This window comes from Finegoldia magna ATCC 53516 (assembly GCF_000159695.1).
In the GTDB taxonomy this organism is placed as follows: Bacteria; Bacillota; Clostridia; order Tissierellales; family Peptoniphilaceae; genus Finegoldia; species Finegoldia magna_F.
The window spans coordinates 1024795-1046213 of sequence record NZ_CM000955.1 but is presented as its reverse complement, the minus strand read 5'-3'; the positions used below and the strand labels follow the sequence as shown (position 1 = coordinate 1046213).

Below are 21419 nucleotides of genomic sequence, written 5' to 3'. Positions count from 1 at the left end.
TAATCTTTACAAAAACATTCTATTCTGATACAATCTAATGTATCGATGAAGAGAATATTAGTTCTATACGATTTTTCAGAGAGAAAGTGTAAGGTGGAAACTTTCATTTACGATAGAATGAACCTAACTCGGAGATTATGTCAAAATCATAGGGTTGTCACCTTATAACTAACAAACTAGAAGTGGTATAGCGATCCTTCGTCTTCGTGACGGAGGATCTTTTTTTAGATACATATTAAATACACCAAAGAAAGGAACATGTAAATTATGAGAATGAATAAATTTTATATGCCAACTTTAAGAGAGGATCCACAAGATGCGGAAATAGCAAGCCATAAGCTTCTATTAAGAGCTGGCATGATTAGAAAAACAGCAGCAGGATTGTACAGTTATTTGCCATTGGGCTATCGAATTGTAAGAAAGGTGGAAAACATCGTTCGTGAAGAAATGGACAACTACGGTTCACAAGAAATCCACATGCCAGTAACTCAACCACGTGAAATCTGGGAAGAATCTGGAAGATGGAAGACATTTGGACCGGAAATGTTCAAGCTACAAGACAGAAATAATCGTGAATTCTGCCTTGGACCAACAGCCGAAGAATATTTTACAGATTTAGTAAAAGGTGAAATCAAAAGCTACAAGCAACTTCCACTTAATATTTACCAAATCCAAACAAAATACCGTGATGAAAAAAGACCAAGATTTGGAATCAACCGTTCCAGAGAATTCTTGATGGAAGACTCTTACACATTTGATGTAGATGAAGAAGCGATGCGTGAAGCTTACATGAACATGTGGAGAGCGTATGAAGTTGTATTCAACAGACTTGGTTTGGAGTACAAAATCGTAGCTGGAGACAGTGGCGCAATGGGTGGCAACAGTTCACACGAATTTATCGCATTAAGCGATGTAGGTGAAGGTGTGATTTGCTACAGCGATGACAGTGATTTCGCAGCAACTGACGAAAAAGCATACGTGTACTATCAAGTAAACGATGAAAATGTAGAAAAACTTCCATCAGAAAAAGTCCTCACACCAAACTGCAAAACAATAGAAGAAGTAAGTGATTTCTTGAATGTTGACGCAGCACATTGCTTGAAGGCTGTGGATTTGATGGTAGAAGGAAAACCTGTAATAGTGTTCATACCAGGAGATCGTGAACTTAATATGTCCAAACTTGTAAGTTATTTGAAATGTCCAGAACACGAAATCGAAATGATGGAAGAAAAAGACATCCTAGCTTTGAACAGCTCACCAGGATTTACTGGACCAATCGGACTAGATTCAAGAATCATAATCGACTCAAGAGTTACACAAATTAAAAACTTCGTCGTTGGAGCGAATGAAGAAAACTACCACATCAAAAATGTAAACTATGGAGATGATTTCGAAGGAGAAATCGTAGAAGATTTATTGATGGTACAAGAAGGGGATATCGATCCTGAAACAAAATCTCCATTGAAATTCAAAAGGGGAATCGAAGTTGGAAATATCTTCCAATTGGGACAAAAATATTCCAAGAGTATGAATGCAACATTCTTGGATGAAAATGGAAAAGAACAATTCTTCTGGATGGGATCATACGGAATCGGCGTTACAAGAAGTGTCAGCGCAATTGTGGAACAAAATCACGACGACAAGGGAATGATTTGGCCATTAGTTGTAGCTCCATATCACGTAATCATCACGATTGTTAATACAAAAAATGATGAACAAAATACACTTGCAGAAAAACTTTACGAAAAATTACTTCTTCAAGGAGTAGAAGTTCTACTAGATGACAGAAAAGAAAGAGTCGGAGTCAAATTCAACGACCGTGATTTAATAGGAATTCCATTGAGAATAACTGTCGGAAAGAAAGCAGATGAAGATATAGTAGAATTTTCAGAAAGAAAAACACTTGAAAATGTTGAAATGTCATCACAAGAAGCCTACGAAAAAGTAATGGAAATCATCAACGCTAACTTAAAATCAGTTGGTGGATTGTATAGATAATTTAATTTGATTTTAAAACGAAAACTACGGGCGGGTATTGCTCGTAGTTTTTTTATTTAAGAAAATGCAAAGTTTACTTGACAAAAAATGTAAAGCATACTATACTAAAAATGTAAAGTGAACTTTGCAAAGGAGCAAAAATGAAAAATATTATTTCACAATTAAGAAAAGAAAACAAAATTACACAAGAAGAATTGGCGAATGAAGTTGGAGTGACAAGACAAACTATCACATCTATAGAAAACGGAAAATACATCGCATCGCTACCACTTGCATTCAAAATCGCAAAATTTTTCGAAATGAAAATCGAAGACGTATTTACAATGGAGGAGGATGATTAAATGAAAAACTTACAAAACTACAGAAAAGAAATAGCGCGTAGAATATCGTTATTAATAGTATTTTGTGTAATTTCTCTTGTAGCCATAGTTATTGGAGCTGTATATTTGAAAGACTTATCACCAACGAACGCAGACACAACAGATTATGTTTTGGGATTTTTCACAGGAATAGAACTAGTTTGCGTATTTTACATGGGATGTTTGATAAGAGCCTACAGAGACGAAAAATATCTAAAAGAAATGTACACAAAAGAAACAGACGAACGTGAAATATTAATAAGAATGAAATCTGGAAAAAACATCGTACCAATATTGTCATTAGTCATAGCAGTAATCGCCTGTGTTATGTCTTATATAAACTTCGAAGTGTTCATTGCACTTACAGCAGTAGCCATCGCGCAAATAATAATAACTTTGATATTGAAAATATATTGGAGCAAGAAATTGTAGAATTAAAATTGGAAAGGAAGTTTTCTTAGATTGGAAAACTTCCTTCTTTAATATATATTAAATCCCTGTGTTCATTTGCGTGAATTGGTGCTATTTGTGGTATATTATAATAAGTATATATTTTAATGAGGGGGACATGGTGGATATTTTAGAGTTGATGCACAAGAGGCATTCTGTTAGAAAATACTTAGATGAAGAGATTGACGTTTCTGTGAAGAAGATTATCGAAGAGAAGGTAGATGAGGTTAATCGTGAATCTAATTTGAATATAAAGGCTGTGTTTGATGACAAGGAAGGGTTTAATTCAAGGCTTGCGAAGTACGGAAAGTTTGAAAATGTGAATAATTTTCTGATTATGAAGGGCGTGGGCAATGATTTGAGTGAGACTTGTGGATATTACGGCGAGAAGCTTGTGATGGAGCTGATGAATTTGGATTTAGGTTCGTGCTGGGTTGCTCTTACATATAATAAGAAGAATATTAGAAAATACATAGAGCCAAACGAAAATTTGGTGATTGTGATTGCGTTCGGAATTCCTGCGAACTGGGGATACAATCGAAAAAGCAAACTTCCAAAGCAAGTGTCAAATGTGAGTGAAGATTCGCCACAATGGTTCAAGGACGGTGTGAATTGTGCGTTGAATGCCCCGACTGCGATTAATCAACAAAAATTTATGCTTACGTTGGTGGATGACAAAGTGAAGGCGAAGGCGAGGTTTGCTCCGTCGGCGAAGGTCGATTTGGGAATTGTAAAATATCATTTCGAGGTTGGATCGGGCAAGGATCATTCTATTTGGATATAAAGATTTATCATGAAAATCAAAAAAATAATCAAAAGTCAAAAATAAAATTTAAAAGTCAAAGAAATTGCAAAGATTGTAAATACTATTGATTATGCGCTCGTAAGGGTGTATAATAATATCAAGGTCAAAGAAAGTCAAAAACAAATTACGGGAGGTTTTTATGGAATATAAAGATTATTACAAAGTTTTGGGGGTGGATAAAAAGGCGAGCTCCCAAGAAATTAAAAAAGCATACAGAAAACTCGCCAAGAAATATCACCCTGATTTAAATAAAGGCGATGAGAAATCACAGGAAAAATTCAAGGAAATCAATGAGGCTTATGAGGTTTTAGGTAACGAAGAAAAACGTAAAAAATACGATATGTTTGGCTCCAATTATAATTTCCAAGGAGGACAAAACTTCGATCCGAATGCGTATGATTTTGGAAACTTCGGAGGATTTGGAGGTTTCGGCAAGAATTCTGGTTCGTACACTTACACAACTGGTGGAAGTGGCGGAGGATTCTCGGACTTTTTCAACGCGTTTTTCTCAGGTGGACAAAGTAGCGGCGGAGGATTTTCCGACATTTTCGGCGGATTCAAAGGCGCTGGAAGAAAATCTCAACCAAGGCAAAGATACGACACGGACATTTCCGTTTCATTATCAGATATCTACAACGGTGTAGAAAAAAGATTGGGACTTATGATTGGAGATAAAAGTGTCAACTTGAATTTGAAAGTTCCGAAAGGGATTTTGCCTGGTAAGAAGATTAAGGTCAAGGGCGAAAAATTCGGCGTTGACGGGGACATTTATGTGAAGATTAACTTGGTTGATGTGTACAACAAGCTTGAAGATCACAATATCATCAAGAAGGTTGAACTTAAACCATGGGAAGCTTATTTTGGTAAATCTATCAATGTTGAAACGATTAGTGGCGAAAGAATCAAGGTTAAGATTCCGAAAAACATCAAGGCTAATCAAAGAATTAGGATTAAAGATAAGGGATTTGTGGATATGAAAGGCGTCAAGGGTGATTTGTACCTTGAAATTTCTATCGTAAATCCTACAAAATTGAACGAAGAACAAGAAGAATTATATAAACAATTATACGATATTTCTGAATAATGTTAGGAGGTAAGAATTATGGATTTAAATAAATTCACACAAAAATCTGTTCAAGCAATTCAAGATGCGCAAAATACTGCGATAAAGTTGGGCAATCCAGAAGTTACGGATGTTCATCTAAGTTATGCGTTGTTGTCTGACTCAGATTCAATAGTTGCAAAGACTATCCAAAAATTGGGCGCAGATTACAAAAAAATCGTGAGCGCTTTTAATCAAAAAATAGATTCTCTTCCTAAAAACGACAGTCAATCGAGTGTGTATCCAAGCACTGCTTTTCAAAGAATTTTGTTGAAAGCAGAGGACGAAGCTAAGTCCATGGGCGACAGTTTCGTGTCAGTAGAACACATTTTTATGAGTATTTTAGGAGAAAAGAACACTGTTAGCGCAGTTTTGTTGAAGGATTTTAATGTCAATAAGCAAAACTTCGCATCTAATTTGAAGGATTTGAGAGGAAATCAAAAGGTAGATTCTGACAATCCAGAAGATACGACTGATGTGTTGACAAAATACGGTCGTAACTTGACTGATTTGGCGAAGGAAGGTAAGCTTGATCCAGTTATCGGTCGTGACGATGAAATCAGACACAGCGTTAGGATTTTGAGTCGTAGAACGAAGAACAATCCAGTGTTAATTGGTCAACCTGGTGTTGGTAAGACTGCGATTGTGGAAGGTTTGGCGCTTAGAATTGTCAACGATGATGTCCCAGAAACTTTGAGAAATAAATCTATTTTTGCATTGGACATGGGAAGTTTGATTGCCGGTGCAAAATTCAGAGGAGAGTTCGAAGAAAGATTGAAGGCTGTTCTAAAAGAAGTGGCAGAATCTGATGGCAAAATCATTATGTTTATCGACGAAATTCACACTTTGGTTGGAGCTGGAAAATCAGAAGGCGCAATGGATGCAGCGAACTTGTTGAAGCCAATGCTTGCAAGAGGTGAAATCAGAACAATCGGCGCTACAACTTTGGATGAATACAGAAAATACATCGAAACAGATGGCGCATTGGAAAGAAGATTCCAAAAAGTTTTGGTTGAAGAGCCTTCAGTTGAAGACACGATTTCGATATTGCGTGGTATCAAGGACAAGTACGAGATTTATCACGGAATCAAAATCACTGACAACGCTGTAATCGCTGCGGCAACTTTGTCGGACAGATATATTACAGACAGATTTTTGCCAGACAAGGCTATTGATTTGATGGACGAAGCAAGTGCGATGGTTAGAACTGAGATTGATTCTATGCCTGAAAGCATCGACGAAACCAAGAGAAAAATATTGCAACTTGAAATCGAACGTGCTGCTTTGAACAAAGAAGACGATGAGATGAGCAAGATCAGACTCGAAAATTTGGAAAAAGAATTACAAGATACTAAAAATGAGTTTGATGCGATGTATATGGAATGGACTCAACAAAAATCCAAGGTTGACGAAATCAAGGACACAAAATCTGAAATCGAAGCTGTTAAACACGAAATGGAAGAAGCTCAAAGAAAATACGATTTTGAAAGATTGTCTGAATTAAAATACGGAAAATTGGTCGAACTTGAAAACAAACTCGAAGAATTGAACAAGAAAATGGACGAAGATGACAATTCTATTATCAAAGAAAGCGTAACTGAAGATGAAATCGCAGAAGTTGTGAGCAAGTGGACATCAATTCCTGTTACAAAATTAGTGGAAACAGAGCGCGACAAGATTTTGAATATGGACAAGTTGTTGCACAAGAGAGTTGTGGGACAAGATGAAGCTGTAACTGCTGTGACAGATGCAATCATCAGGGCTAGAAGTGGTTTGAAATCACTCAACAGACCAATCGGTTCATTTATATTCCTTGGACCAACTGGTGTTGGTAAAACAGAACTTGCAAAAGCTTTGACTGAAAATATGTTTGATGACGAAAAGAATTTGATTCGTATCGATATGTCAGAATATATGGAAAAACACGCAGTAAGTAGACTTGTTGGAGCGCCTCCAGGATATGTTGGATATGATGAAGGTGGTCAACTAACTGAAGCTGTTAGAAGAAAACCATACTCTGTGATTTTGTTCGACGAAATCGAAAAAGCGCATCCAGATGTGTTCAACATTTTATTGCAAGTTTTGGATGACGGACGTTTGACTGACAACAAAGGTAGAACTGTCGATTTCAAAAACACAATCATCATCATGACAAGTAACATTGGCTCGATGGATTTGATTGAAGGAATCGACGATAACGGAAATATTTCTGACGAAAGCAGAAATTCTGTAATGGACGAATTAAAATCCAGATTCAAACCAGAATTTTTGAACAGAATTGATGATATCGTAATGTTCAAACCATTGACAAAAGATGACATCTACAAGATTATCGAAAAACAAGTTTCATTGTTGCAAAAACAATTGGAAGACAGGCAAATCACTATCGAAATCGACGAATCTGCAGAAGATTTGATTATCGACAAAGCATACGATGTATTGTACGGTGCAAGACCAGTTAAGAGATTCATCGAATCCAACGTCGAAACAAAACTCGGCCGTGAATTGATAAAAGGCACTGTAACTGACAAAGACACTGTCGTTATCACAAACGTAGATGGTGAATTGGGAATCAAAAAGAAATAGATTTTATGGAAAATAGGCAACGGGGATTGCCTATTTTTTTATTGTGGTAAAGAATAAAAGTCGCTACATGAAGATACGGAATAAAAGTCGTAACACGCATCGTCTGGCTTATGGCAAAATCAAGACAGTTTCAGCACATAAGAAATCAGAAAACTGATTTGCACGAATATCTGTCTTCGTAAATTTGTGATTTCTAAATCTCAAAATCCTGAAATTTGAAGCTCGTGCTACGCACTCAAGCGGTCAAATTTCTGGCGGATTTTTTCGATTTGAAATCATTTAAATTTCCTACGAATGATATTCTTAGCAAATGCAGTAATCTGATTTTGTATATCTACAGGGATAAAATGACTAATATAAAAAAATCGATTAAAAAATAGGTAAGTTTTATAACGAGGATATGGAGATGAAAAAACTTTGGTGCTGCGTAAAAAGTGGATTACCGATTTTGCTAAGAATATCATCTGGAGAAAATAATTAAAAATCCAAGCGAAGTGACCCGCAGAAAATCTCACTCGTGCCAGCCGTAGGCGCACTTGAGATTTTAGGGTCACGAGTGAGAGGATTTTTTTATTTTCGTAAGTCAGATATTCGTGCAAATCGGTTTTCCACTTTTTGATAGCACATGCGACTTTAAAATCCTGCGACCCACCCCCTTGTAGCAAAAATCAATTTTTCTTGTTACAATATTATTAGAGACAAATGATTTATGGCGTAAAATTTTAACACGAGGAGCGACAATGAAGGTAAGAAAAGCGGTTATTCCTGCGGCGGGTTTTGGTACGAGGATGCTTCCTGCATCGAAATCTGTTCCGAAGGAGATGCTTCCAATCTACGACAAACCAACTTTGCATCATATTGTAAAGGAGGTTGTGGATTCTGGAATTACGGATATTTTGATTATTATAAGCAAGGATAAGGGATCGATCGAGGATTATTTTGATGTGAATTTCGAATTGGAATACGAATTGAACAAGAAGTCTTCGGAGATATCACGAGAAATTCACGAGTTATCGAAGATGGCGAACATCTACACTATTAGACAGAAGAAGAAAAACGGTCTTGGAGATGCGATAAAATACGCGGAAAGTTTTGTTGGCGATGAGCCTTTTGCGATTTTGTTGGGTGATGATATTATCTACAATACCCCAGATGAGCTTCCTTGTATCAAACAAATGGTGGATATTTACGAGACTGAACAGTCGCCGATTTTGGGTGTGCAAAAAGTTTCGTGGGATGATGTTGATAAGTACGGGATTGTGAATGGTGTGAAGACTTCTGATAGAATTACTGAGGTTGAGTCGTTGGTCGAAAAACCAAGTCGTGATGAAGCTACGACTAACTTGGCGATTCTTGGAAGATACATTGTAACGCCGGATATTTTTCCGATTCTTCACGAAACGAAACCTGGCAAGAATAACGAAATTCAATTGACTGATGCTTTGAACAAGCTTGCAGAAAAACGCAAGATGATTGCTTATGATTTTATAGGCAAGAGATATGATGTCGGTAACAAGCTTGGTTTTGTGAAGGCTACGGTTGATTTCGCACTTAATGACGAAAAAATAAAGGACGAATTGTTAGAGTTTTTACGAGAAAAATAATATTTAGCTATTGGCACAAGGTGTCAGTAGCTTTTTTTATTGAGAAATAATTTATTGTGATAAAATATTACAGAGGTGTGTTATGAATATTGCAATCGTAGATGACGAAGAAAATATAAGAAATTTGTACAGAAAATACTGCGAAGAATGGGCAAATATCAATAAAATCGATTTGAAGACTAAGCTTTTTTCATCGGGGGAGAATTTCATATTCAATTACGATGAAAATGATTATATAGATATTTTGTTGTTGGATGTTGAGATGAAAAAGATTAATGGCGTTGAACTATCCAAGAGAATTCGTGAGAAAAATTCGGATATTCAGATTATTTTCATAAGTGGTTATCCAGAATATATCGGATACGGATATGATGTCAATGCGCTGAATTTCTTGATTAAGCCTATAAAAAAGGAGAAGCTTTTCGAACTTCTGGACAAGGCAACGAATCAAATGAACAATAAAGAGAAGTTCATCATTGTAAAGGATGATGGGATTAATACGAAGATTTTGTTGAAGGATATCTTCAGTTGTATTTCGGATAAAAATTACGTGGATATTTTCGCACAAAATAAAAATTACAGAATTAGGATGACGTTGACACAACTATTGGATATGTTGGACGATAGGTTTTTCAAGGTGAGTCGTTCGGAAATTATCAATATCGAAAAAATTGCAGAAACCAAGAAGGATTATGTTTTGTTGGAAGATGATAGCAAATTTTTGTTGTCAAATGTGAAGTTCAACGAACTTAACAGAAAAATTATCGAGTTTTATTAGGATAAATATGAGATTTTTAAGTAAAATTAGGATTTTATTTTCAAAAAAAGACATTTTTGAATATCAACAACAACTGTTGAACACTCACTATCAAGAAGTAGAGAATATGTACCGCGATATCAGAAAATTTCGCCACAATTACAGAAATCACTTGCAAACTTTGCGCTCTTTTGTGGCTGAAAATGATATGGAATCTATCAAGAATTACTTGGATAATTTGGACGAGAATTTGCATTCTATCGCGCCTGTGATTAGGACAGGAAATAGGATGGCGGATGCTATTTTGAATTCCAAGATAACTATGGCGACTAATGAAAACATAAAATGCATTGCAGACTGCAAGATTTCAAATATTCTGGATATAAAAGATATCGATTTGGCGACGATTATCGGGAATTTGTTCGACAATGCGATTGAATCGGTGAGAAATTTGCCAGAAGAGGATAGATTTATCAGGATTTACATGGATATGAAGGGCAATAAATTGTACATTTCATTTACTAATAAATCAAATAGCAAAAAACAGGAGAAGTTTGGCAGAATTTTCAAATCGACAAAAGGCGAAAACAGAGGACTGGGGCTTATCAGTATCGACGAAATCGTCGACAAATACGACGGCTACATCAACAGAAATTCAGAGGACAATGCTTTTACGACGGAGATTTTGATATAGTCATCCCTGTTTTTGATATGCTTATCCCTAAAACGTAAATACGAGAGTATTTCGGTTAATATATTATTGGGAGGTAGTTATGAAGAAAAAATATTCTACAAATGATAATATTAAATTTATGTTCAATCTTGCGTGGAATAACCAAAAAAGTTTGATTTTCATGCTGATAATTATGGCTATCACGACTGCTGGAATTGATATTTTACAGTTGTATTTTACTCCACAAATTATCAAAATGGTTGAAAATTCACAAGATTTCAGAACGATTATGCTTACTGTTGTTGTGTTCGCAGTCTTGATTTTCATCTGTTCTGCGACAAAAGAGTCGTTGGATTTGAGAATCTTGCCGAAAAAAATCTACGTGAGAACTTTGATATTAAATCAATGTATCGAAAAATTCTTGTCGATGGATTACGAGATGACTTTGGACAAGAATGTGTTGGATTTATCCGAAAAAGCGAACGTAAATATTGAAGGAAATGATAAAGCTACAGAACATATCTGGATTACGATGAAAGACGTTTTGTATTTATTAATCAGCACGAGTGTGTATTTGATTTTACTGTCAAGGCTTCCTATTTTTATAATTTTGGTGTCGATTATCGCTAGTTTAATCAGTTTTATGTATTCCAAAAAACTTAAACAATGGAAGTACGATAATAGGAAAACTCAGGCTAGGTTTGAGAAGGAATTCAACTACATTTATTCAGTGAGCAGTCAAGAATACGCAAAAGATATCAGAATGTTTGGCCTAGGAAATTGGCTGGAAGATATATACGACAGCGTTTTTGTGTTGTATGATGATTTCTTGAACAAAATGGGCAACAAAATGTTGATGGCAGATTTCTTGGATTGCGTGTTCAACCTTTTGAGAAATTCCGTTACATATTATTATCTTATAAATTTTGCAGTGAATGGCAAGATTGACGCGAGTATGTTTTTGTTGGCTTTTTCTGCACAAACAAAATTCGGATACGATGTTCAAAGATTGTTTAATTTTCTGAGTGTGCTTTTTATGGAAGCAAAGGACATCGCAACTGTAAGAGAGTTTGTGGATTTGGAAGAAAAGTTCAAAAAAGACGGAGGAATCGAATTAAATCCAGATGAGGATATTACGATAAAATTCGAAAACGTGGGATATAAATATCCTGGTAGCGACGAATTTGTATTGGAGAATTTGAACTTCCAAGTCAATCCACAAGAAAAGGTCGCTGTAGTTGGTCTCAATGGATCGGGGAAAACTACGATGATTAAACTTTTGATAGGATTTTTGGATCCAACAGAGGGGCGTGTGCTTGTCAATGGGATTGATTTGAGAGAACTCAACAGAAGAAAATACTACGAAATGTTTTCTGCGGTGTTCCAAGATTATTCGATATTGCCGGAAACTATCTACATGAATGTAACGCAATCAAAATCCACAGATGATGTGGAAGGCGTGGAAGAAGTGTTGAAATTGGCAGGCCTTTACGACAAGGTTAAGGAATTTCCAAATGGAATATTCAACACGATTGAAAAATATATCTACCAAGATTCGCCTGTTTTATCAGGAGGGGAAACACAAAAGCTGCTTCTTGCAAGAGCTTTGTACAAAAATTCGAAGTTTTTGATATTAGATGAGCCGACGGCAGCACTTGATCCATTAGCAGAAAAAGATTTGTACAACAAATACAATGAACTAACGAAAAACCACACATCGATTTTTATTTCTCATAGAATGGCATCGACGAGATTTTGCGATTACATTTTGTTGATTGGAAACAAGGGAATTGAAGAACGTGGAACTCACGAAGAATTGATGGAAAAGTGCGGAACGTACAAGTATTTGTTCGACACTCAAGCGAAATATTACAGGGAGGACTACAATGCAAAAGAATCTTAAACTATTCAAAGATACTTGGAGTGTTTTGTGGAAAAATTACAAAAAACTTATCATCAACTACACTCTTAACTGTTTATTCTCTGCGATTTTTCCGTTAATTAGCATTTACGCATCTGCTAGAATGATAGACGGGATCGTCAATAAAATGCCTGTACAATTTGTAGGCAAATGGGCAGTAATTGCGTTGTTGTCAGTGTTTTTCATTCAAATTATTCTCGCCTTGACGAATAAAATCCAAAACACATACAATGACAAGAAATACGAGATATTTTTCCATATTTTATCCGAAAAATTCAACGAATTAGATTACAAACAATCTCAAGACACAGATATTATCGGAGAAAAATCAAATATAGAACAAAACATAAACTTCGGTGAATTCGGAATCATAAGAGTTCTTTACGCATACGATATGATATTGGAGTCTTTATTGGCGATGGTTGGTAGTTTGGTTTTGTCGTATGAATTTTTAGTGACGAAATGGAACGCACCAGAAAAATTTTCTTTTCTGAATAGCGCTTGGATAAATGTTTTGTTGATTGTAGTAGTTGTATTTTTATCTTGGATTTCACAGAAAATTAACGGAAAACAATTTGAAATTTGGCATAAAATAAATGAAGAAGGAAAATTTGGAAATAGAGTGTTCTCATTTTATTGTTGGCGAATGAAAGATAAAAGCAGGATGCTTGATACGAGAATGTACCGTCAATATAATATCGCAGCTAATATGACCGATGGATGTGGGATTTTTAACCCAGGTGGAGTTTTTGACAGAATTATGTCGACAGAAGGCGTCACGTACAAAATACTCAGCGAATTTTTCTCAAAATTACAAGTTTTATTGATTTATCTTGTCGTAGTATCCAAATCATTACTGGGATCTATTTCAATCGGAATGCTCAGCCAATATTTGGGAAGTTTGATAAATTTTACGAGCAATTTGTCGAAATTCTTGGAAGGAGTTGCATTGTACAAGGGAAACACTCCGTACGCAGAACTTACGATGGATTATTTGCACAAAAAATCGGATTTTTACAACGGAAGTTTGACTACGGAAAAAAGATCCGACAAAAAATACGAAGTCGAATTCAAAAATGTCAGCTTCAAATATCCTGGAACTGACAATTGGATATTGAAAAATATCAATTTGAAATTCGACCTTGGGAAAAAATTGGCGATTGTGGGGCAAAATGGTTGTGGCAAGACTACTTTTGTGAAGTTGTTGATTAGATTTTACGATGTTACTGAAGGGGAAATCTTGTTGAACGGAATTAACATCAAAAAATACAGATACGATGAGTATTTGAAAATATTCTCAGTTGTGTTCCAAGATTTTAATTTGTTCGCATATCCATTGGCGCAAAATGTCGCATCGGGAATGGATTACGACGAAGAAAAAATCATTCAATCGCTCAAAGATGTTGGAATGTACGACGATGTTCAAAAATGGGACAAAGGAATCGAAACGTATCTGTACAAAGATATCGACGAAAATGGAATCAGCGTTTCCAAAGGTCAAGAACAAAAAATCGCCATTGCAAGAGCGTTGTACCAAGACAGCCCGTTCTTGATTTTGGATGAACCGACGGCAAGTTTGGACCCTATAAGTGAAGCTGAAATTTACGAAAAATTGGGTCAAATAATCAAAGATAGAACGGCGATTTTTATCTCACACAGGTTATCTAGCTGCAAATTCTCTGATAAAATTATCGTGTTCGACAAGGGAGAAATCGCTGAGACAGGAGATCACGACAGCTTGATTTCGAAGAATGGAATGTATAAAAAATTGTGGGATGCACAAGCAGAATTTTATGTTTAAAAATGAAATTTCCTTCTAAATATGTGGTATAATTTTTGTTAAGGAGGAAGGTATGAATAAAAAAAAGTTATTGATAGCTTTTCTACTAGCATTTTCAATGACAACAGGAATTAGTTATGCCGAAGAAGAAATTATTTCACCAAAAGTTGAAGTAAATGACAAACAATTAAATCCTGAAAATAGTTCAAAACAAGAAGGAAATTCTACAGAAAAAGCTAACCAAACAGAAAAAAAGGACGAAGAACAACCAAAAGACCAACCAAAAAAGGAAGAACACAAGGAAGTTCTTACGGACAAAAACGTAGCTGAAAGAGTCGAAGGACATGACAGATTTGAATCTGCAAACAAGATTCACGATGAGTTTTTCGACAAGGCAGAAGAAGTTGTACTTACATCAAGCGAAGTGTTCGCCGATGCGATAAGCTCTGGCAACATCACTGATGGTAAGATGCCGATTTTGTACACTGAAGGTTCCAAGTTAAACGAAAAAACTAGACAACAACTAAAGAACAAAAACATCAAAAAAGTTCACATCATTGGTGGCGAAAAGACAATCAGCAAAGATGTTGAAGAATTTTTGAAAAAAATGGGAATCGAAGTTGAAAGAATCGACGGACATGACAGATACGCTGTCAACGCCAAATTAGCAAAGAATAAGAAAGATGCGGACACATTGGTGTTTGCAAGCGGAGAAAATTATGCAGATAGTTTGAGTTCTGTTGGACTTGCAAACAAAACGAAATCTCCAATCCTTCTAGTTCAAAAAAACACACTACCTACATCAATCAAAGAGTATTTATCATCAATCGATAAGACAAAGATTTTAAAAAGTTATATCGTAGGTGGAGCTAACAGCATCAGCGATTCTGTAAAAGCAGAAATCGACAGCATTCTTAATTTGAAATCTACAAGAATTGCAGGTCATGACAGATACAAAACAAGCGTTGAAGTATCCAAGATCGCTTATCCTAACGCAAAAAAAGCTATATTTACAACAGGAGAAGTGTATGCAGATGCATTAGCAGCAGCTCCAGTTAGTCAAAAAATCGACGCTCCAATTGTATTAGTTCCAAGAAATAATATTCAATTGGAAAAAGAAGCAAGTTCTTCTAACAAAGCACAAACTCACGAAAATTATTTGAAAAATTTGAATGTAGAAGAAAAATCTTACGTATTTGGCGGCAAAAATTCTATTTCAGATGATTGCTTCACAAATATCAAGAATGCTTTATTAAAAAAAGAATTAATCAAAGTTTACAAAACAGACAGAAATATATTCATATTAAAAGATTACGTTGTTAATAACAAAGCAATTTCTTTGTTAACTGAAATGAAAGACACAGCGAAAAAAGTAATCGATGTTGCAGTTAACAAGATTTTGAAAGTTGTAAAGGTTGAAGATAAGTGGGTTAATTTGTCATTCAATGGAATTAACGGATGGATTAGACCGGAAGGATTCAAATATTATAATCCACAAGATTTCGGAATATCACACATCACAGTTCCAAATATAATGAACCAAATCACACCAAAATCACAACGTGGAATTAAACAAAAAGCTGCTCCAATTGGTTGCGAACCAACAGCAATGTATCACGCATTACAAGCAAAAGGTTATGCGTTGGAGTACACTTACAACGAATTTTTGAATCAACTTCCAATGAACACTAACGATAATAACACTGGTTTCTCAAAGAATCCTTACGTTTGGGACGCTTATTATCACACAAGAGTTATGGCGACATATATGAACCCAGAACCAATGACTAAATTTGCAAACAGATTTGCAAATGGTAAGGCAGAAAATATTTCTGGTTCAAATATGAGAGATATTTTGGCTGAACTTCAAAATGGTAACACAATTATGTACTATGGAACGTTGAGATGGGAAAAACCAAGATGGTCAACAAATGTTTACGGAAAGAGATTTTTCGCAAACAACCACGGAATTTGCATCAATGGATATAATCCAAAAACAAACAGATTCTACTTGGCAGATCCTTGGTACTCAAACGAAATCACAAAATCATACAGTGAAGTATCGGAAAATTATTTGTCGAGAAGAATGGCAGTAGTAGTAAGATAAATGAATGGTCTCTTTTATAGAGGCCATTTTTTATTTGAAAAATAATATGAGCAAACTTGATGCACAATTTATAAAATAATATGAGCAAACTTCATGCACGAATATCTAGACTACTGAAATTGTTGATTTCTAAATCTCAAAATCCTAAAATTTGAAGCACGCTTCGCTTACGCAGTCAAATTTTTGACGGATTTTTTCGATTTGAAACTAAAGCAATTTCATCCGTATGATATTCTTAGCATGAATGTTTGCTATATTTGAAAATATTTTAAGTAAGTAACGGTAAAATTGAAAACTTCATGCACGAACATCGCACTCGCTGAAATTGTTGATTTCTAAATCTGAAATTAGAAAAAGTAAACACAAAATTGTGATAGTTTGTTATAAATAATTGTAGACTGTTTTGATAGGAAATAGCGTCAATAAAAAAGTTTTAACTTAATTGCTTTTATGGTGTATAATATAATTGTAAATACAAAAACGGTATCCTTAATGAAAGGTGACCTAGTATTAATAATAAGAAGGAGAAAATTTATGAAAAACAAAAAAATTTTAGGCTTAATGTTAGCCGGAATGATGTTAGCTAACATTGTTCCACAAGTGTCATTTGCAGCTAAAGGCGTGGATGTTCAAAGAATTAAGGGCAACAACAGATACGATACGTCAATCGAAATTAGTAAACATGCCTTTTCGAAAAGTGACAAGGTTGTAGTGGTTAGTGGAGAAAAATTTGCCGACGCATTGACTGCTGGAAACTTTGCTGATCAAGCACCAATTTTATTGACTGAAAAAGCAGGAGCATCTTCCGATTTACAAAAAGAAATCGACAGACTTGGAGCAAAAGAAGTCATCATTATCGGTGGTAAGGGTTCTGTATCTGAAAGCGTAGAAAAAACACTAAAACTTCAAGGCAAAAAAATCACGAGAATTTCTGGAAATGACAGATACGAAACATCAACAAAAGTAGCCGAAGCATTAAATGCAAAGAATATTGTATTGGCAAATGGAGAAAAATTCGCCGACGCATTGTCTGCAGCTCCTTACGCTATTTCAAAAAACAAAACTCTTGTACTAACTAACGGGAAAAATTTACCAAAAGGCGTTGAAGCAAAATCTGTTAGCACTATAATTGGTGGTAAAAATTCTGTAAACATAAAAGGATTGGAAAACGTAGCAAGAATTTCTGGAAAGAACAGAAATGATACTTCTATCGAAGTTTTGAAACAAATCGGCAAAACTGAAAAGGCTGTTATCGCTGATGGAAGAGATTATCCAGACGCATTGTCTGCAGCACCTTTTGCAGTCAAAATGAATACTGGAATTTTGTTATCAGATGATTCTGCAATCGACAGCATAAAATCATTTATCGACAAAAACGGAATAAAACAAGTAACTATAATTGGTGGCGAAAAATCAGTTTCTAAAATACAATTCCAAAAACTGACTGGTGAATACAAACATCAATCAGAAAAAGAAGACACAAACTCTAAAAAATACCCAGAAAAAGTAGCACCAAATGATGTCGAAAAAACAAAATCAGAAATAGGCAGAGATTTAGATTTATCTAAGTTTGACATTAATACACCTTTGTCACAAAGAGAAAAAGAGCTTGCTAACTTGGTGAATGAATACAGAAAATCAAAGGGATTGAAACCACTTAAAGTTTCAAAATCATTGACTTTTGTAGCAAGAACTCACAACAATGACCAAAACTTATACTATAACGAAAATTGGAAGGACAAAAGAGGATTGCCAGCAAATCTTCATAGCTGGTCAAACAAAGGAAAATGGACTCCAGTAATGTACACTTCAGATCATAAATACGCAGAAGGAATGTGGAATAAACCATCAGAACTTACGGATTTTAAAGTTGATGGATTTGAAATTTCAGCAGAAGGATATTTCGAAGCGGATGAAAGTGCAGAATTTGCATTAAAAATGTGGAAAAAATCTGAAGGACACAACGCTGTACTTACAGGACAAGGAAATTGGAATAGCTTATCTGTAATGGGAGTATCCATTAATGGAGAGCATGCTGATATTTGGTTTGCAGATGAAACTAACGATCCAGCAGGATTTTTCGAACTAAAATAAAATGTGGGGGAGGCAATTAGCCTCTCTTATTTTTTTGAGAAAATTTAAACGAAATTTCCTTTATTCACTTAGTTTGTTATGATATAATTGTTAAGGAAATTAATTAGGGGGTTTTTATGGGAGAATATAATATATTTGATATTTTGGGACCTGTAATGATTGGGCCTTCTAGCTCTCATACTGCAGGTGCTTGTAGAATTGCAAAGACTGCTCTTATGATTGCTGGAAATAAGTTCACAAAAGTTGAGTTTGATCTTCACGGATCATTTGCGAAAACTTACAAAGGTCACGGTACAGACAGAGCTTTGTTAGCTGGTGTATTGGGAATTGAACCAGATGACATTAGACTTAGAGATTCATTTGCAATCGCTGATCAAAGAGGAATCGACTATGTTTTCAGAGAAGCTGACTTAGGGGATGTGCATCCAAATACTGCAAAGATTACATTTACATACGAAGATGGAACTACTATGTACATCGTTGGCTCATCAATCGGTGGTGGAAACATTGAAATTATCGACATCAACGGAATAGCTGTTCAATTTACAGGAACATATCCTACAATTTTATTGAAATACGTGGATGTAAGAGGAATTATCGCGGATATTTCTTCAGAACTTGCCAGAAATGGTTACAACATCGAAGGAATGAAGACGTTGAAACACGACGGAATTGTAACTTTGATTGTTGAATTGGATAAAAATATCGGCGAAGATTTGACAGAACATCTTTTAAAAGACGAAAGATTTCTTTTCACAAAATATATTCAACGAAATTAAGGAGAGTTTATGTTTGATACATCATTAGAAATAATCAATAAAGTTAAGAAGGAAAACAGACCTTTTTACGAATACGTTATAGAAATAGAAAACGAAAGAACTGGCAAATCTGAAGAATTCATCAGAAATGAATTGTCACACATGCTAGATGTTATGGAAAAATCTGCGACAGATTTCTTGGAAACACCTTCAGTGACTAACCAAAAAATGATCGACGGATTTGCACACAAAATGCACGTTTATGCAAATGAAAACGAACCAATCGTAGGACAATTCACAGCAGAAGCAATGGCGATGGCTTTTTCTACATTGGAAATCAGTGCAGCTATGGGAAAAATCGTAGCATCACCTACAGCGGGTTCATCAGGAATTTTACCGGCAGCTCTTATGAGTTTTAAACAAAGATACAACTGCTCACACGACGAACTTATCGATGCAATGTTAGTTGCAATCGGCGTTGGACAATTGTTGGGAAAATACGCAACATTTTCTGGCGCTGACGGAGGTTGCCAAGCAGAAACAGGTTCTGCAGCAGCGATGGCAGCAGGTGCGTTGATATTTTTAAGAGGAGGCTCTATTGAACAAGTATTCCACGGAGCATCATTCGCAATCCTACACGTATTGGGACTTGTATGTGACCCAATCGCAGGACTTGTAGAATACCCTTGCACATTTAGAAACGCAATGGGCGTTACAAACGCAATGATTAGCGCTGACATGGCATTGGCAGGAGTCACAAGTATAGTTCCATTCGAAGAAGTGTGCCAAGCAATGAGAAAAGTCGGCAAAACTCTTCCACCATCATTGAGAGAAACAGGAATGGGTGGAGTTGCAGGAACAAAAACTGGTCAAGATATCAGAAGAAGGTTTTTGGGATCATGCAACATCAGTGATGACGACGAAGATTAAAACAAAAAATTATCCACAAGATTTTAAAAATCTTGTGGATTTTTTAATTTTTGATGACTTTAGTCAGTTGAGTTCGCTTGCGAACGAAACAATAAACTACCCGCTATGCGGGTAGGCGTTCTTAGGTTATACCAAAAAAATCACCAAGTATTATAATAGAGTTGTTCAGACCTAAAATAATAAGATGTGATTTTATGGCAAATAAAACTAATTCATTGTCTCACACAAAATGGATGTGCAAGTATCACATAGTCTTCACTCCAAAGTATAGACGAAAAGTGATATTTTATCAATATAGAGAAAGTCTCATAGAAATATTCAAATTACTTTGTAAATACAAAGGAGTAGAAATAATAGAAGGGCATATGATGCCAGATCATGTACACATGTTAGTAAGCATTCCACCCAAAATATCAGTATCAAGTTTTATGGGATATTTAAAAGGGAAAAGTGCTCTAATGATGTTTGACAGACATGCGAATTTAAAATACAAATTTGGCAATCGTCATTTTTGGGCAGAAGGATATTATGTGAGCACAGTGGGATTGAATGAAAAGACAATAGCAAAATATATAAGAGAACAAGAGCAACATGATATAGCACTTGATAAATTGAGTGTAAAAGAATATACAGATCCGTTTATGAAATAGAAATTAAAAATCCCTTTCAGGGATAGGCTAAAGTGGCAAAAACAGTTAGGTTTGAACGGAGTGAAAACCAGCGCCTTGAGACGCTGGTTGGTATCACTCGGGCTTATAGCCCTTGAACAAACCACCCGTTTTACGGGTGGTCATGATTGAACTATTTGTTTTTGTTTACACTTTTTGCAATCAAAATCGCCAACACAAATGATATCACGATTTCGAAAGGCATATTCGTAGCTACGATTCCTCCGAGAAAATATTGTGCTTTGACATGCATAACGCTTTCGATTTGTTTCGAATGACAAATAAACGCCATTCCCAAAACACCGACAGTGTTCATAACGCTGCCGCAAATCGCTGGAATTCCGTAGCGAATCACATCGTTTTTGTCTCTTAATTTGTTGTAGACTTGATAAGTCACCACAGCTATTAAAACTCTTGGAAGCACAGAAACCAAAGGATTGTAGAACATAAATGAAAGAATTGTCGGCGCAATAATATTATTTACCAATGAAAACAAACCGAACAACAATCCCACGAATAAACTAACCCAAGGACCAGCAACCAATGCAGCAACAATAGTTGGAATATGTAGTGTAGTCACTCTAACAGGACCAATCGGAATCATTCCCAAAGGAGTAAGTCCAAGGACGATAGTCAAAGCGCCAAACACTCCGATTTTTGTCAAATCTTTTGTAGTTAATTTCATCTTTTCCTCCTCAAATCATTTACACAATTATACCACTTATACATAAAAATAAGAAGAATAATCTATTTATAAAAAATTTCAATAAGTAATAGCTAGTCAATATTGATTTAGGAATATATAATAAAATGTAGATTTTAAATCA

17 protein-coding genes are annotated in these 21419 nt (G+C 35.4%); 16 read left to right on the top strand and 1 reads right to left on the bottom strand.

Annotated features, from left to right (window positions below; genetic code table 11):
* Window positions 1-267: 267 nt before the first annotated feature.
* From HMPREF0391_RS04795 to tnpA, 16 genes are all read left to right on the top strand, one after another.
* Window positions 268-1998 carry a proline--tRNA ligase gene (locus HMPREF0391_RS04795; protein ID WP_002835785.1) on the top strand — a complete coding sequence of 577 codons (1731 nt, stop codon included), beginning with the start codon at window positions 268-270 and terminating at the stop codon, window positions 1996-1998.
* A 140-nt stretch (window positions 1999-2138) separates the two neighbouring features.
* Window positions 2139-2339 (top strand): helix-turn-helix transcriptional regulator, encoded by a 201-nt coding sequence (locus tag HMPREF0391_RS04790; protein WP_002835784.1) that lies wholly within the window; start codon window positions 2139-2141, stop codon window positions 2337-2339.
* The gene (locus HMPREF0391_RS04785) at window positions 2340-2789 is read left to right on the top strand and encodes a hypothetical protein (protein ID WP_002835783.1); all 450 of its coding nucleotides are present in this window, start codon (window positions 2340-2342) and stop codon (window positions 2787-2789) included. It begins immediately after the preceding gene.
* Window positions 2790-2925: 136 nt separating this feature from the next.
* Window positions 2926-3591, top strand: a complete 666-nt coding sequence (locus HMPREF0391_RS04780) for a nitroreductase family protein (RefSeq protein WP_002835782.1) — start codon at window positions 2926-2928, stop codon at window positions 3589-3591.
* Window positions 3592-3751: 160 nt separating this feature from the next.
* Complete coding sequence (locus tag HMPREF0391_RS04775; RefSeq protein ID WP_002835781.1) at window positions 3752-4696, top strand: DnaJ domain-containing protein; 945 nt, start codon at window positions 3752-3754, stop codon at window positions 4694-4696.
* A gap of 18 nt (window positions 4697-4714) precedes the next feature.
* The gene (clpB, locus tag HMPREF0391_RS04770; RefSeq protein ID WP_002835779.1) at window positions 4715-7300 is read left to right on the top strand and encodes an ATP-dependent chaperone ClpB; all 2586 of its coding nucleotides are present in this window, start codon (window positions 4715-4717) and stop codon (window positions 7298-7300) included.
* A gap of 740 nt (window positions 7301-8040) precedes the next feature.
* Window positions 8041-8904, top strand: a complete 864-nt coding sequence (gene galU, locus HMPREF0391_RS04765) for a UTP--glucose-1-phosphate uridylyltransferase GalU (RefSeq protein WP_002835777.1) — start codon at window positions 8041-8043, stop codon at window positions 8902-8904.
* 82 nt (window positions 8905-8986) lie between these two features.
* Complete coding sequence (locus tag HMPREF0391_RS04760; RefSeq protein WP_002835776.1) at window positions 8987-9682, top strand: LytR/AlgR family response regulator transcription factor; 696 nt, start codon at window positions 8987-8989, stop codon at window positions 9680-9682.
* Between the two features lie 7 nt (window positions 9683-9689).
* Window positions 9690-10355, top strand: a complete 666-nt coding sequence (locus tag HMPREF0391_RS04755; RefSeq protein WP_002835775.1) for a sensor histidine kinase — start codon at window positions 9690-9692, stop codon at window positions 10353-10355.
* A 79-nt stretch (window positions 10356-10434) separates the two neighbouring features.
* Window positions 10435-12237 (top strand): ABC transporter ATP-binding protein, encoded by a 1803-nt coding sequence (locus HMPREF0391_RS04750; RefSeq protein ID WP_002835774.1) that lies wholly within the window; start codon window positions 10435-10437, stop codon window positions 12235-12237.
* Complete coding sequence (locus HMPREF0391_RS04745) at window positions 12221-14056, top strand: ABC transporter ATP-binding protein (protein ID WP_002835773.1); 1836 nt, start codon at window positions 12221-12223, stop codon at window positions 14054-14056. The genes HMPREF0391_RS04750 and HMPREF0391_RS04745 overlap by 17 nt, the downstream gene beginning before the upstream one ends.
* A gap of 52 nt (window positions 14057-14108) precedes the next feature.
* Entirely contained in the window at window positions 14109-16142 is a 2034-nt protein-coding gene (locus HMPREF0391_RS04740) for a cell wall-binding repeat-containing protein (RefSeq protein WP_002835772.1), read from the top strand.
* 534 nt (window positions 16143-16676) lie between these two features.
* On the top strand, window positions 16677-18236 hold the full coding sequence (locus tag HMPREF0391_RS04735) for a cell wall-binding repeat-containing protein (protein WP_035109324.1): 1560 nt from the start codon (window positions 16677-16679) through the stop codon (window positions 18234-18236).
* A 116-nt stretch (window positions 18237-18352) separates the two neighbouring features.
* Window positions 18353-19015, top strand: a complete 663-nt coding sequence (gene sdaAB, locus HMPREF0391_RS04730; RefSeq protein WP_002835769.1) for an L-serine ammonia-lyase, iron-sulfur-dependent subunit beta — start codon at window positions 18353-18355, stop codon at window positions 19013-19015.
* Window positions 19016-19024: 9 nt separating this feature from the next.
* Window positions 19025-19924, top strand: coding sequence for an L-serine ammonia-lyase, iron-sulfur-dependent, subunit alpha (gene sdaAA, locus HMPREF0391_RS04725; RefSeq protein WP_002835768.1), 900 nt, complete (start codon window positions 19025-19027; stop codon window positions 19922-19924).
* A 194-nt stretch (window positions 19925-20118) separates the two neighbouring features.
* Entirely contained in the window at window positions 20119-20574 is a 456-nt protein-coding gene (gene tnpA, locus HMPREF0391_RS04720; RefSeq protein ID WP_002834753.1) for an IS200/IS605 family transposase, read from the top strand.
* 151 nt (window positions 20575-20725) lie between these two features.
* Here the strand turns inward: tnpA and HMPREF0391_RS04715 are convergent, their stop codons facing one another.
* Window positions 20726-21277: an ECF transporter S component gene (locus tag HMPREF0391_RS04715; RefSeq protein WP_002835767.1), complete on the bottom strand. Its 552-nt coding sequence runs from the start codon at window positions 21275-21277 to the stop codon at window positions 20726-20728.
* Window positions 21278-21419 lie beyond the last annotated feature (142 nt).

Bases quoted from the DNA above. Each gene is read 5' to 3' on its own strand.
- HMPREF0391_RS04795 (WP_002835785.1), top strand. From the start codon at position 268: ATGAGAATGAATAAATTTTATATGCCAACTTTAAGAGAGGATCCACAA.
- HMPREF0391_RS04790 (WP_002835784.1), top strand. From the start codon at position 2,139: ATGAAAAATATTATTTCACAATTAAGAAAAGAAAACAAAATTACACAA.
- HMPREF0391_RS04785 (WP_002835783.1), top strand. From the start codon at position 2,340: ATGAAAAACTTACAAAACTACAGAAAAGAAATAGCGCGTAGAATATCG.
- HMPREF0391_RS04780 (WP_002835782.1), top strand. From the start codon at position 2,926: ATGGTGGATATTTTAGAGTTGATGCACAAGAGGCATTCTGTTAGAAAA.
- HMPREF0391_RS04775 (WP_002835781.1), top strand. From the start codon at position 3,752: ATGGAATATAAAGATTATTACAAAGTTTTGGGGGTGGATAAAAAGGCG.
- clpB (WP_002835779.1), top strand. From the start codon at position 4,715: ATGGATTTAAATAAATTCACACAAAAATCTGTTCAAGCAATTCAAGAT.
- galU (WP_002835777.1), top strand. From the start codon at position 8,041: ATGAAGGTAAGAAAAGCGGTTATTCCTGCGGCGGGTTTTGGTACGAGG.
- HMPREF0391_RS04760 (WP_002835776.1), top strand. From the start codon at position 8,987: ATGAATATTGCAATCGTAGATGACGAAGAAAATATAAGAAATTTGTAC.
- HMPREF0391_RS04755 (WP_002835775.1), top strand. From the start codon at position 9,690: ATGAGATTTTTAAGTAAAATTAGGATTTTATTTTCAAAAAAAGACATT.
- HMPREF0391_RS04750 (WP_002835774.1), top strand. From the start codon at position 10,435: ATGAAGAAAAAATATTCTACAAATGATAATATTAAATTTATGTTCAAT.
- HMPREF0391_RS04745 (WP_002835773.1), top strand. From the start codon at position 12,221: ATGCAAAAGAATCTTAAACTATTCAAAGATACTTGGAGTGTTTTGTGG.
- HMPREF0391_RS04740 (WP_002835772.1), top strand. From the start codon at position 14,109: ATGAATAAAAAAAAGTTATTGATAGCTTTTCTACTAGCATTTTCAATG.
- HMPREF0391_RS04735 (WP_035109324.1), top strand. From the start codon at position 16,677: ATGAAAAACAAAAAAATTTTAGGCTTAATGTTAGCCGGAATGATGTTA.
- sdaAB (WP_002835769.1), top strand. From the start codon at position 18,353: ATGGGAGAATATAATATATTTGATATTTTGGGACCTGTAATGATTGGG.
- sdaAA (WP_002835768.1), top strand. From the start codon at position 19,025: ATGTTTGATACATCATTAGAAATAATCAATAAAGTTAAGAAGGAAAAC.
- tnpA (WP_002834753.1), top strand. From the start codon at position 20,119: ATGGCAAATAAAACTAATTCATTGTCTCACACAAAATGGATGTGCAAG.
- HMPREF0391_RS04715 (WP_002835767.1), bottom strand. From the start codon at position 21,277: ATGAAATTAACTACAAAAGATTTGACAAAAATCGGAGTGTTTGGCGCT.